This is a genomic window from Mycobacterium sp. E3198, assembly GCF_001667015.1.
In the GTDB taxonomy this organism is placed as follows: domain Bacteria; phylum Actinomycetota; class Actinomycetes; order Mycobacteriales; family Mycobacteriaceae; genus Mycobacterium.
Window position 1 is genome coordinate 41,399 of the sequence record NZ_LZIS01000116.1, and the last position, 12,691, is coordinate 54,089.

Here is a 12,691-nt window from a genome sequence, read left to right on the forward strand (position 1 = left end):
TGACCTAGCGGGTTTGCCGCACGCCGGGGCGGGCAGGTGCCCGGCCAGGTGACCGGAGCCGGATGCGCGTGTTAGGCGCCCTGATCAGCCTCGGTGGCGGAGTTTTCCGGTGCGCCGGCCGACGTTGCTGCACGCCTGCTGCGCAACTGCAGGAATCTCGTGCCGATGGCCGCCCCCAGCACCCCGATCACAAGAAATATCGTCAGGCCGGTCCAGGGGAATTCGGGCGACTGCAGCTCGTGCAGGAAATGCTGCGCCGAGACCACCGGATTGCCCGTCTTGGCGATGTCCTCCCCGGCCTCGAGGGTGACCCGCGGGAACTGCGTGCTGTAGCTGCCGACGTAATTCGGGCTGAGGGTCAGCACCGTGGCGTCGTGGTAGTCGGCGCCGACGACCGTGGAGATGTCGCGCAACGGCGTGTCGTTGGGCGGGTTGTGGTCGAGCAGCACGATCTTGAGGTTGATGCCGTCGGCGTGCGCCTGGTTGACCACCTCAAGCAGCCCGGGCAGGGCGTCCGGCGGCGCGCTGACGCCGTCGACGGCGACCTTGGCCTTGATCGCGGTCATGTCGACGTCCTGCGGAATGTAGAGCGGCAGAACGAAAGAATCGTGCCCGGTCATGCCGTCACTCTAGTGTCGGGCGCGGATTGGAGCCGGTAAGGGGTTTAAACCCGGGGCCGTCGCGACAAGACTGGGACTAGGGGCGCCCGCCGTAATGCAGGACAAGCGTACTGTTAAAGTTGGCACCGCCGCCGACACGGCCCGTCGGTGGAAGAACTAAATCCTCGGGAGTTGAAGTGACTGATTCTGTGAACTCGTTCGGAGCCCGCGACACCCTCAAGGTCGGCGACAAGAGTTACCAGATCTATCGCCTCGACGCCGTCCCCAATACCGAGAAGCTCCCCTACAGCCTCAAGGTCCTCGCCGAGAATTTGCTGCGCAACGAGGACGGCAGCAACATCACCAAGGACCACATCGAGGCCATCGCCAACTGGGATCCCAAGGCGGAGCCCAGCATTGAGATCCAGTACACGCCCGCGCGCGTCGTGATGCAGGACTTCACCGGCGTGCCGTGCATCGTCGACCTGGCCACCATGCGCGAGGCCATCGGCGACCTCGGCGGCAAGCCCGACAAGGTCAACCCGTTGGCGCCCGCCGACCTGGTGATCGACCACTCGGTGATCGCCGACCTGTTCGGCCGCGCCGACGCGTTCGAGCGCAACGTCGAGATCGAATACCAGCGCAACGGCGAGCGCTACCAGTTCCTGCGTTGGGGGCAGGGCGCATTCGACGACTTCAAGGTCGTGCCGCCGGGCACCGGCATCGTGCACCAGGTCAACATCGAGTACCTGGCCAGCGTCGTGATGGACCGCGACGGCGTGGCCTATCCGGACACGGTCGTGGGCACCGACTCGCACACCACGATGGTCAACGGCCTCGGCGTGCTGGGCTGGGGCGTGGGCGGCATCGAGGCCGAGGCGGCGATGCTCGGTCAGCCGGTGTCGATGCTGATCCCCCGGGTCGTCGGCTTCAAGCTGACCGGCGAGATCCAGGCCGGCGTCACCGCCACCGACGTCGTGCTCACCGTCACCGAGATGCTGCGCAAGCACGGCGTGGTCGGCAAGTTCGTCGAGTTCTACGGCGAGGGCGTGTCCGAGGTGCCGCTGGCCAACCGCGCCACCCTGGGCAACATGAGCCCCGAATTCGGTTCCACCGCAGCGATTTTCCCGATCGACGAGGAGACCATCTCCTACCTGAAGTTCACCGGGCGCAAGCCGGAGCAGCTCGCCCTGGTCGAGGCGTACGCCAAGGAGCAGGGAATGTGGCACGACCCCGAGCACGAGCCCGAGTTCTCTGAGTACCTCGAACTCGACCTGTCCGACGTGGTGCCGTCGATCGCCGGGCCCAAGCGCCCGCAGGACCGAATCGCGTTGTCGGATGCCAAATCCACGTTCCGCGAGCAGATCCCGAACTACGTCGGCGACGACCCCGACAAGAAGGAGTACTCGAAGCTGGACGAGGCCGTCGACGAGTCCTTCCCGGCCAGCGACCCCGGACAGAACACCGAGTGCCCCGACGCCGACGCCCTGCCCAAGGTGGAATCGGCCGCCGCACATTCCAACGGGCGGGTGAGCAACCCGGTGACCGTGAAGTCCGACGAACTCGGCGAGTTCGTGCTCGATCACGGCGCGGTGGTGATCGCGGCGGTCACGTCGTGCACCAACACCTCCAACCCGGAGGTGATGCTGGGCGCGGCGCTGCTGGCGCGCAACGCCGTCGAGAAGGGCCTGGCCTCCAAGCCCTGGGTGAAGACCTCGATGGCTCCCGGCTCCCAGGTCGTCAGCGACTACTACGACAAGGCCGGGCTGTGGCCGTACCTGGAGAAGCTCGGCTTTTACCTCGTCGGCTACGGCTGCACCACGTGCATCGGCAACTCCGGCCCGCTGCCCGACGAGATCTCCAAGGCGATCAATGACAACGACCTTTCGGTTGCCGCCGTGCTGTCGGGCAACCGGAACTTCGAGGGCCGCATCAACCCGGACGTCAAGATGAACTACCTGGCGTCGCCGCCGCTGGTGGTGGCCTACGCCCTGGCCGGGACCATGGACTTCGACTTCGATTCCCAGCCCCTCGGCGCGGACAAGGACGGCAACGACGTCTTCCTCAAAGACATCTGGCCGTCGCAGAAGGACGTCTCGGACACCATCGCCTCGGCGATCAGCCAGGAAATGTTCACCAAGAACTACGCCGACGTGTTCAAGGGTGACGAGCGCTGGCGCAACCTGCCGACGCCCAGCGGCAACACCTTTGAGTGGGACCCGGATTCGACGTATGTGCGCAAGCCCCCGTACTTCGAGGGCATGGCGCCCGACCCGGAGCCGGTCAAGGACATCAGCGGCGCCCGGGTGCTGGCGCTGTTGGGCGATTCGGTGACCACCGACCACATCTCCCCCGCGGGCAGCATCAAGCCGGGCACCCCGGCGGCGCAGTACCTCGACGAGCACGGCGTCGACCGCAAGGACTACAACTCCTTCGGCTCGCGGCGCGGCAACCACGAGGTGATGATCCGTGGCACGTTCGCCAACATCCGGCTGCGCAACCAATTGCTGGACGACGTCGCCGGCGGCTACACCCGCGACTTCACCCAGGACGGCGGCCCGCAGGCGTTCATCTACGACGCGGCGCAAAACTATGCGGCACAGGACATTCCGCTGGTGGTGCTGGGCGGCAAGGAATACGGCTCGGGTTCGTCGCGCGACTGGGCGGCCAAGGGCACGTTGCTGCTGGGCGTGCGGGCGGTGATCGCCGAGTCGTTCGAGCGCATCCACCGCTCGAACCTGATCGGCATGGGCGTGATCCCGCTGCAGTTCCCCGAGGGTAAGACGGCGGGCGACCTGGGGCTGGACGGCACCGAGGTCTTCGACATCACCGGCATCGAGGCGCTCAACGACGGCAAGACGCCGAAGACGGTGCGCGTCAAGGCCGCCAAGGAATCCGGCGACCCGATCGAGTTCGACGCGGTGGTGCGCATCGACACCCCCGGCGAGGCGGATTACTACCGCAACGGCGGCATCCTGCAGTACGTGCTGCGCAACATGCTCAAGTCGTAGCCGTCGTCGCCTGTGCCCAAAGTCAGCGAGGACCATCTGGCGGCTCGCCGCCGCCAGATCCTCGACGGCGCCCGTCGCTGCTTCGCCGAGTACGGCTACGACAAGGCCACGGTGCGCCGGCTGGAGAAGGCGGTCGGGATGTCGCGCGGCGCGATCTTCCATCACTTCCGCGACAAGGACGCGCTGTTTTTCGCGCTGGCGCACGAGGACGCCGAGCGGATGGCCGACGTGGCATCCCGCGAGGGCCTGATCCAGGTGATGCGCGACATGCTCGCCGCGCCCGAGGAGTTCGACTGGCTGGCCACCCGGCTGGAGATCGCCCGCAAGCTGCGCAACGACCCCGTGTTCAGTCGCGGCTGGGCGGAGCGTTCCGCGGAGCTGGCGGCCGCGACCACCGATCGGCTGCGCCGCCAGACCGAGGCGCACCGGGTGCGCGACGACGTCCCCGCCGACGTCTTGCAGTGCTACCTAGAGCTGGTTCTCGACGGTCTGGTGGCCCGGCTGGCGTCCGGCGAAGACCCGCGGCGGCTGGCCGCGGTCCTCGACCTGGTGGAAAAGTCGGTGCGGCGCAAGGACTCTGGGGCGCGAGCGTAACGCCACTGCGAATGAGGGGACGTAATTTCGCAGTGACGCTACGCTCGCGTGGACTGGCGCCGGGCCGAAGTGTGGTTGGGGCCGCCGCGGCCGCGGAGTGTGGTGCCGGACTCGAGCAGCATGCTGTGAATCGATCCGTAGGACCGGCCGGTGGTGGCGACCAGGGTGCGGATGCTGGCACCGCGCTCGTACGCGTTGCGTAGCTCGTGCAGCGTCTGCTCGCGCGTCTTGTTCGGCTTTCTCACCGGCTCCCCTCCATGCTCGGACTCGCTCCCCAAGCACATAGAGTAGGAAGCCATCGCCGGTCGCGGGCCGCTTTGGCCGAAATCGCCTGCGGCCACGTGCCGATCAAGCCAGCTCGATGAGATCCCGGTAGTCGTCGGACCAGTAATCCTCGGTGCCGTCGGGCAACAGCACGACGCGCTGCGGGTCGAGGGCCTCGGCGGCGCCCGGGTCATGCGTCACCAACACCACCGCTCCCCGGTAGCTGCGCAGCGCGTCGAGGACCTGTTCGCGCGATGCGGGATCGAGGTTGTTGGTCGGTTCGTCGAGCAGCAACACGTTGGCCGTGGACGCCACCAAACCGGCCAGTGCGAGCCGGGTCTTCTCCCCGCCGGACAGTGTCCCCGCGGGCTGGTCGAGCTGCGGACCGCTGAACATGAACGCGCCGAGCAGGCCGCGCAGCTCCTGGTCGCCGGACTCGGGCGCGGCGTGCCTGATGTTCTCCCAGACGGTCGCGTCGTTGTCGAGCGTGTCGTGCTCCTGCGCGAAATAGCCGATCCGCAAACCATGCCCGGGCTCGAGGCCCCCGCTGTCGGCGCTTTCGACACCGGCCAGCAACCGCAGCAGCGTCGTCTTGCCGGCGCCGTTGAGGCCTAGCACCACGACGCGCGATCCGCGGTCGATGGCCAGGTCGACACCGCTGAACACCTCGAGCGACCCGTAGGACTTGCTCAATCCCTTGGCCACCAGCGGCGTGCGCCCGCAGGCGGCCGGGGTGGGGAACTTGATCCGGGCCACCTTGTCGGCGACGCGCTCTTCGTCCAGCGCCGCCATCATCCGGTCGGCTCGGCGCAACATGTTCTGGGCCGCAACGGCTTTGGTGGCCTTCGCGCCGAGCTTGGCGGCCTGCGTGCGCAGGGCGGCGGCCTTGCGCTCGGCGTTGGTGCGCTCCCGGCGACGACGCTGCTCGTCGGTGGCGCGGGCGTCTAGATACTTCTGCCAGCCCATGTTGTAGACGTCCACCTCGCCGCGCACGGCGTCGAGGAACCACACCCGGTTGACCACGTCGGCGAGCAGCTCGACGTTGTGGCTGATCAGCACCAGCCCGCCGGTGTGCGCCCGCAGGAAATCGCGCAGCCAACCGAGCGAATCCGCGTCGAGGTGGTTGGTCGGCTCGTCGAGCAGCAGCGTGGTGGACGAGCCCGCGCCGGTGTCGGACGCGGCGAACAGGATGCGCGACAGCTCCACCCGACGCCGCTGGCCGCCGGACAGTGTGCGCAGCTGCTGGGTCAGCACCCGTTCCGGCAGGCCCAGGCTCGCGCAGATGCGCCCGGCCTCGCTCTCGGCGCCGTAGCCGCCCAGCGCCACGAACCGCTCCTCGAGCTGCCCGTAGCGGCGGATCGCGCGGTCGCGTGCGTCGTCGTCGGCGACCTCGGCCATCAACGCCTGTTGCTTCTCGAGGTCGGTGAGCAGGACGTCCAGGCCGCGGGCCGACAACACCCGGTCGCGGGCCAGGACGTCGAGATCGCCTTCCTTGGGATCCTGGGGCAAATAACCGATTTCGCCGACGCGAGCCACCGATCCGGCGTACGGCTCGGACTCGCCCGCCAGGATGCGCAGCGTCGTGGTCTTGCCCGCGCCGTTGCGGCCGACCAGCCCGATGCGGTCACCGGGCTGCACACGCAGGTCCGGGCCGTCCGGTGAGAGCAGAATGCGCGCACCAGCGCGGACCTCGAGGTCCGTGGCGGTGATCACATCTACTCCCTTGCTTTCCGGCTATTTTTCGTCGGTGAACACCGGCGGCCGCTTCTCCGCGCGCGCGGCGACCGCTTCTTCGAAGTTGGCGGTGAGCAGGCGGACGAAGAGCTGTCCCAGGCCTTCGGCTTGCATGTGCCCTTCCAGGCTACCGGCGTCCAGCCCGCTCCACAGTGTGCGCTTGGTCAACTCGGTGCCGGGCCGCGAGAAGGCGGCGATGCGCGCGGCGATCGCGTAGCAGGTGTCCAGCAGCTGCTCCTCGGGCACCTGACACGACACCAGCCCGATCCGCTCGGCCTCCTCGGCGGTGACGTCGCGGCCCGTCAGCATGATCTCGAACGCGCGCGACGACCCGATGGCCCGGGGCAGCAGGTAGCTCAAGCCCAGCTCACTGGCCGTCAGGCCGTTGTTGATGCCCGCGGCCCGGAAGTAGGCGCCGCTCGAGGCCACCCGGATGTCGGCGGCCAGCGCCAAACACAGCCCGCCGCCGATCGCGGCGCCGTTGACCGCCGCGATCACCGGCTGGTGGAGCCGCCGCAGCGCCAGGATCACATCGTCGAGCACCTCCATCGACCGCAGCGCATAGGTCGGACGGGTCAACCCGTCAACGTGGGGCACCGATCCGGCGGACTTGTGGTCGGCGCCCGAGGAGAAGCCCCGGCCCGCCCCGGTCAGCACGACTACCCGCACGGAATTGTCGTAGGTGACCTGTTCCAGGGCCTCCTTGAGCGGCACCATGACGTCGAACGCCATGGAGTTCATCCGTTCGGGCCGATTGAGGGTTATCAGCGCGACGCCGGGCCGCGGTTGCTCTACCAGTACGAGGCTCACCCGTGAAAGGTAACGGAACGCCGGTGGCTCAGACGTGGCCCATGCCGGTGGTCAACAGGAACACGCCCAGCGCGGCGACGACGAGCCCGAAGACGGCCCGCCTGCGGGCGTGCACCCAGTCGTGCACGCGCGACATCACCGCGCCGGTCCGCGCCGGCGCCGCCAGGTGGCAGACCAGCGGGATCTCGGCAAACGCCAGCCCGACCAGCGTGTATGCCGCGGCGGCGCTGACCTGGGTGCCCAAGGCGGCCCCCGACGCCAGGATCACGGTGAGCGCCGCCAGGTAGCGAAAGTCGGTGGTGATCCCCACCCCGACCAGGAAGGTGATCCACGGCGGCCCGGCCCGCAGCGCGTCTGTCGCGCGCGTCGACAATCGCGAAATCGCCGTCGGCCCGGCCGGGCTTGACGGACCACCGACGGGCATTGCCGCGGGTTGACGCACCGAAAAACCGATCGCTATCAGCGCGGCCACCACCAGCGCGAACACGCCCATCGCAATCTGAATCCGCCCCGCGGTGGCGGTCGAGGTGGCGAGCTCCACGCGGTCCATGACTCCCAGGGCGACGTCGTGCAGGCCCACGAGCGCGCCCAGGGCCAGGAGGACGCCGACCGCGATCCCGCCGAGCCATAATGCGACGAGATGAAGCACGGGCCGGCGCCGGGAAAACAGCAGCAGGGCGATCCCGATCCGTCCCGGGTCCACCCCGGCGACCAGCGCTAACGCCAGCACCGTGCCCCACATGCGCGCGACTTTACCGCGGGCGGGCATGGCCGACCCGCGGATCGCTGTTTCGGTGGTGGGCGCGTACGTTAAATGTCTTTGAAACGGCCCACTTGGGTTGGTTCGGTCTGCTACGTTTAGCCACCGTTGGGTACGTGTCGGCTATGCCGCCGTGACGCGTACGGGTTGGCCGCGTAAATGCGCTGGGCCGCAACGAGATCCGACCAGTGGAGGTAGTCCGCGAACAATCAAGTCGTGGCCGAGTCTATGAATCCGCTATGCCCGCGCGGTGAAGCGATCAGGGGAGGGAATGTGTTCATCCCAGGAGAAGAGGCGTTCGGGGCCCTCGACGAATGGGCGCCGGAGCCGGGGACGGTCGTGTGTTGGCATCCCTCACCCGCCTCGCTTGCCAAGGTCAGGCAAGCTCCGGTAAGCGCCGTGCCGGCCAGCCACCAGCAAGCCCGGCACCTGCGCAACTTCCGCGACCACCAAAGCCGCGGGGTCGACATGTCACGGCTGTGCATCGGCAGTTGGGACATGCCGGGCAAATGCGACATCCGGGTCCTGACGTACGTCATCAACACGCACCTCCGGCGGCACGACACCTACCACAGCTGGTTCGCGTTTGCCGACGATGACCGCATCGTCAGGCGCACCGTCCGCAAACGCGGCGACATTCAATGTGTCGCGATCGAGCACGGCGAGATGACGCCGGAGGCGTTGCGCGAGCACATCGCCGCCACGCCGAGCCCACTGCAATGGGATTGCTTCAGGTTCGCGATCATTCAGCGCGCGGATCACTTCACCTTCTGCTTCGCCATCGACCATCTCTACATCGACGCGCAGTTCCTGGGGGCCATCCGCCTCGAGCTGTATCTGATGTACACCTCGCTGCTCGCCGGAGGTGCGCCGCCGGCGCTTCCGACCCCCGGCAGCTACACGGATTACTGTGTGCGGCAGCACGAATACACCGCCGCCCTCACGCTGGATTCGCCGCAGGTGCGCGGCTGGGTCGACTTCTTCGAATCAAACGACGGAACACTGCCGGAGTGCCCGGTGTCGCTCGGCGACGGGTCGGGCTCCTGCGACCTGATGTTCGTGCGGGTGATGGACGAACGGCAGACGGCCAACTTCGAATCCGCTTGCCTCGCAGCGGGTGCGCGTTTCAGCGGCGGCGTCTTCGCCTGTGCCGCGCTCGCGCAATACGAATTGACCGGCGCCGACAAGTATTACGGGCTTGTCGCGTGTGATACCCGCAGCAGCCGTGACGAGTTCCTGACGATCGGTTGGTTCACCGGCTTTGTCCCGATCACCATCCCCGTCGACGGGTCGTCCTTCGGGGACACCGCCCGCGCCGCGCAGAAGTCGTTCGACTCCGGCAAAGCGCTGGCGAACGTCCCGTTTTCGCGCGTGCTGGAACTGGCGCCGTGGTTGAGGATGCCGGACGGCCGCGTCCCGTTGCTGTTTCACCTCGACGCCAGCAGCCCTCCCCTGTCCACCATCGTCAAGTCCGAATGGGGCGGCTCGAACATCAAGATCCACCACGACGGCGGGGTCCCGGCCCGGTTCGATCTGCGCGTCAACCGCTACGAGAACGAGACGCACGCCATGGTGTTTTTCCCGGACAATCCGGTCGCGCGCGAGTCGGTCGCCCGTTACATCGAGACGCTGAAATCCATCTACGTCCGGGTGGCCGAGGGCCGCGGCGCGGTGGCGCCGCTGTGCAGCGCCGCCGCGCTGTAGCGGCACGGGCTCCGATCAGGCTTGCTCGGCCTCGGCCGCCTCGACGTCGAAGGCCTTGATTTGCTGCACCAGGTCCTCCAGGGCCGCCGGCGGTAGCGCTCCGGCCTGGTTGAACAGCAGCTTGCCCTTCTTGAAGGCCATCAGCGTCGGGATGGACCGGATCTGGGCGGCCGCCGCGAGCTGTTGTTCGGCCTCGGTGTCGACCTTGGCGTACACGACGTCGGGGTGCTTCTCCGACGACTCCTGAAAAGTCGGCGCGAACTGGCGGCACGGACCGCACCAGGACGCCCAAAAGTCGACGAGGACGATGTCGTTGCCCTCGATGGTTTCGTTGAACTTCTCAGCAGTGAGATCGCGTGTTGTCACAATTGCCTTAACGTCGATAACCGATGCGGTGTTCCCGCGGGCGTATCAGGTTACGGTTGCGTACGTTTTCCCACGTCGGAGACACTTGAGGCCGACGATCCGCCCGCTTATTTCGACCAGTGAGGGAATCGCGTTGGGCCACTACATCGCTAACGTGCGTGATCTCGAGTTCAACCTGTTCGAGGTTCTCGAGGTCGGTGCCGTCCTCGGCGCCGGACGCTACAGCGACCTCGACGAGGACACCGTCCGGACGATCTTGAGCGAGGCCGCCCGCCTGGCCGAAGGCCCGGTCGCCGAATCCTTCGCCGCCGCCGACCGCAACCCGCCGGTCTTCGATCCCGCCGAGCACACGATCAGCGTCCCGGACGAGTTGGCCAAGACCGTGCAGGCGATCAAGGAGGCGGGGTGGTGGCGGCTGGGGCTGGCCGAACAGATCGGTGGCATGCCGGCGCCGCCCCCGCTGGCCTGGGCGGTCACCGAAATGATCCTCTGTGCCAACCCGTCGGCGAACTTCTTCAACTTCGGCCCGTTCATGGCGCAGGCGCTGTACGAGGAGGGTAACGAGCAGCAACGGCAGTGGGCCGCGGTCGGTGTGGAGCGCGGTTGGGGGGCCACCATGGTGCTCACGGAGCCCGATGCCGGATCCGACGTCGGGGCGGGCCGCACCAAGGCCGTCCAACAAGCCGACGGCAGCTGGCACATCGAGGGCGTCAAGCGGTTCATCTCCGGCGGTGACGTCGGCGAGACCGCCGAGAACATCTTCCATTTGGTGCTGGCCCGGCCCGAAGGGGCCGGCCCGGGCACCAAAGGGTTGAGCCTGTTCTATGTGCCCCAGTACCTGTTCGATCCCGAGACGTTCGAAATTGGTTCCCGCAATGGCGTTTTCGCCACCGGGCTGGAACACAAGATGGGCATCAAGTCCTCGCCGACGTGCGAGTTGACGTTCGGCGACGGCGACGTGCCGGCCGTCGGCTACCTGGTCGGCGACGTGCACAACGGGATCGCGCAGATGTTCACCGTGATCGAGCAGGCCCGCATGACGATCGGCGTGAAGGGGGCCGGCACCCTGTCCACGGGCTACCTGAACGCGCTGGCCTTCGCCAAGGAGCGGGTGCAGGGCGCCGACCTCACCCAGATGGCCGACAAGACGGCGCCGCGGGTCACGATCATGCATCACCCCGACGTGCGGCGCAGCCTGATGACCCAGAAGGCGTACGCCGAGGGCCTGCGGGCGCTCTACATGTATGCCGCCGCCCATCAGGATCCCGATGTCGCGCAACGGGTTTCGGGAGCCGACCCCGACATGGCGCATCGCATCGACGACCTGCTGCTGCCGATCGTCAAGGGGGTGAGCTCCGAGCGTGCCTACGAGATCCTCACCGAGTCGCTGCAGACGCTGGGCGGCTCGGGCTTCCTGGTCGACTATCCGCTCGAGCAGTACATCCGCGACTCCAAAATCGACTCGCTCTACGAGGGCACCACCGCCATCCAGGCGCTGGATTTCTTCTTCCGCAAGATCGTCCGCGACCGCGGCCAGGCGCTGCAGTTCCTGACCGCCCGGATCAGCCGCACCGTCGACGAGTGCGACGAGGCGCTGAAACCACAGGCCGAGCTGGTGCAGGCCGCGCTCGACGAAGTCACCGCGATGACGGGCGCGCTGACCGGCTACCTGATGTCGGCCACGCAGCAGCCCACCGAGATCTACAAGGTGGGGCTGGGTTCAGTGCGGTATCTCCTTGCGGTCGGCGACCTGCTCATCGGCTGGCGGCTGCTGGTCCAGGCCGGCATCGCCCACGCCGCGCTGGCCGACGCTAGCCCGAGCGACACGCACTTCTATCAGGGCAAGATCGCGACCGCGACGTTCTTCGCCAAGAACATGCTGCCGCGGCTGGCCGCGCAGCGCCGGGTCATCGAATCCATCGACGACGACATCATGCGCATCTCCGAAGACGCCTTCTGACTGGGCGTTTCACAGCTGCGACACAGCTAGAGCGGGTACACCTTTTCGTGGTCCAACTCACGAATGGGGGAAACGTTGATTTCTGCAGGCTGTCCCACGCCCCGGCTCGCCCGGTTCACCGTCCTGGCCGCGACGGGCGCCGCCGCGCTGTCCGTCGCGGCGTGCGGTTCGTCGAACCAATCGGCTCCCACGTCGGCGTCCACCTCCACGTCGACGGTGACCTCGACGACCACGTCGCAGGCGCCGGCCCAGAACCAGGCCAAGGTGAGCGGCCTGATCGCGTCCGTCGCGGGCAACTCGATCCAGGTCACCAAGGAAGACAACAGCAACGCCGCCGTGAATTTCACCGCCACGACCAAGATCACCGAGGTCTCCCCGGCCACGCTGGGTGACGTCACCTCCGGCAGCTGCGTCACCGTGCGGCCCACCAAGGAAGCGCAGGGCGGGCAGCAACCGGTCAACGCGGCGTCGGTCCGGGTCAGCCCGTCCGTCAACGGCACCTGCCCGAAGCCCAAGGAGCCCGGACCGGCTTCCGGCCCCGGTTCCAGCTCACCCGCCCCCTCCGGCTCCCCCTCGCCGGCGCCCGCGAACGCGCAGCCGGTGCGGGGCTCCGTCGCGTCGGTGACCGGGAACACCATCAGCGTCGCGGGCACCGACGCCAGCGGTAACACCACGCAAACCGCGGTGACAGTCGACGAGAAGACCACGTACACCAAGCTGACCACCGCAACTCCCGACGCGGTCGCCCAGGGCAAGTGCGTCAAGGCCCGCGGAACCATGGACAACGCCGGAGCGCTGCAGGCGACGTCGATCACCGTGCGGGCGGCCGTCGACGGCAAGTGCCCGGGCAAACCGCGCGGGTGATCGAGTCCGCAACGCACGATCGGAG

Annotated in this window: 11 protein-coding genes; 5 read left to right on the forward strand and 6 right to left on the reverse strand. The window is 67.6% G+C overall.

Annotated features, from left to right (window positions below):
• Positions 1 to 71: 71 nt before the first annotated feature.
• Positions 72 to 620 carry a DUF6676 family protein gene (locus tag A5673_RS13365; RefSeq protein WP_068232664.1) on the reverse strand — a complete coding sequence of 183 codons (549 nt, stop codon included), beginning with the start codon at positions 618 to 620 and terminating at the stop codon, positions 72 to 74.
• A gap of 176 nt (positions 621 to 796) precedes the next feature.
• Between A5673_RS13365 and A5673_RS13370 the strand changes: the two genes are divergently transcribed.
• Together A5673_RS13370 and A5673_RS13375 are read left to right on the forward strand one after the other, a co-directional pair.
• Positions 797 to 3,610, forward strand: coding sequence for an aconitate hydratase (locus A5673_RS13370; protein ID WP_068232667.1), 2,814 nt, complete (start codon positions 797 to 799; stop codon positions 3,608 to 3,610).
• A 12-nt stretch (positions 3,611 to 3,622) separates the two neighbouring features.
• On the forward strand, positions 3,623 to 4,204 hold the full coding sequence (locus tag A5673_RS13375; protein WP_068232670.1) for a TetR/AcrR family transcriptional regulator: 582 nt from the start codon (positions 3,623 to 3,625) through the stop codon (positions 4,202 to 4,204).
• A 38-nt stretch (positions 4,205 to 4,242) separates the two neighbouring features.
• Here the strand turns inward: A5673_RS13375 and A5673_RS13380 are convergent, their stop codons facing one another.
• The 4 genes from A5673_RS13380 to A5673_RS13395 all read right to left on the reverse strand — a co-directional run bounded on the left by A5673_RS13380 (position 4,243) and on the right by A5673_RS13395 (position 7,754).
• Positions 4,243 to 4,449: a helix-turn-helix domain-containing protein gene (locus A5673_RS13380; RefSeq protein WP_068232673.1), complete on the reverse strand. Its 207-nt coding sequence runs from the start codon at positions 4,447 to 4,449 to the stop codon at positions 4,243 to 4,245.
• Positions 4,450 to 4,552: 103 nt separating this feature from the next.
• The gene (locus tag A5673_RS13385; RefSeq protein ID WP_068232675.1) at positions 4,553 to 6,181 is read right to left on the reverse strand and encodes an ABC-F family ATP-binding cassette domain-containing protein; all 1,629 of its coding nucleotides are present in this window, start codon (positions 6,179 to 6,181) and stop codon (positions 4,553 to 4,555) included.
• Positions 6,182 to 6,202: 21 nt separating this feature from the next.
• Positions 6,203 to 7,012 (reverse strand): enoyl-CoA hydratase, encoded by an 810-nt coding sequence (locus tag A5673_RS13390; RefSeq protein WP_068232683.1) that lies wholly within the window; start codon positions 7,010 to 7,012, stop codon positions 6,203 to 6,205.
• A 28-nt stretch (positions 7,013 to 7,040) separates the two neighbouring features.
• Positions 7,041 to 7,754, reverse strand: coding sequence for a GAP family protein (locus A5673_RS13395; RefSeq protein ID WP_068232686.1), 714 nt, complete (start codon positions 7,752 to 7,754; stop codon positions 7,041 to 7,043).
• 291 nt (positions 7,755 to 8,045) lie between these two features.
• Here A5673_RS13395 and A5673_RS13400 point away from each other — a divergent pair, with 291 nt between their 5' ends.
• Positions 8,046 to 9,476 (forward strand): condensation domain-containing protein, encoded by a 1,431-nt coding sequence (locus A5673_RS13400; protein WP_231971070.1) that lies wholly within the window; start codon positions 8,046 to 8,048, stop codon positions 9,474 to 9,476.
• Between the two features lie 15 nt (positions 9,477 to 9,491).
• Here the strand turns inward: A5673_RS13400 and trxA are convergent, their stop codons facing one another.
• Entirely contained in the window at positions 9,492 to 9,842 is a 351-nt protein-coding gene (trxA, locus tag A5673_RS13405) for a thioredoxin (RefSeq protein WP_066910732.1), read from the reverse strand.
• 133 nt (positions 9,843 to 9,975) lie between these two features.
• Here trxA and A5673_RS13410 point away from each other — a divergent pair, with 133 nt between their 5' ends.
• Both A5673_RS13410 and A5673_RS13415 read left to right on the forward strand, forming a co-directional pair.
• Positions 9,976 to 11,802, forward strand: a complete 1,827-nt coding sequence (locus A5673_RS13410) for an acyl-CoA dehydrogenase (RefSeq protein WP_068232689.1) — start codon at positions 9,976 to 9,978, stop codon at positions 11,800 to 11,802.
• 75 nt (positions 11,803 to 11,877) lie between these two features.
• Positions 11,878 to 12,666 (forward strand): DUF5666 domain-containing protein, encoded by a 789-nt coding sequence (locus A5673_RS13415; protein WP_231971078.1) that lies wholly within the window; start codon positions 11,878 to 11,880, stop codon positions 12,664 to 12,666.
• The last annotated feature ends 25 nt before the right edge of the window (positions 12,667 to 12,691 follow it).

Excerpts from the sequence above, each read along its gene's own strand:
- A5673_RS13365 (WP_068232664.1), bottom strand. The coding sequence starts at position 620 with ATGACCGGGCACGATTCTTTCGTTCTGCCGCTCTACATTCCGCAGGAC.
- A5673_RS13395 (WP_068232686.1), bottom strand. The coding sequence starts at position 7,754 with ATGTGGGGCACGGTGCTGGCGTTAGCGCTGGTCGCCGGGGTGGACCCG.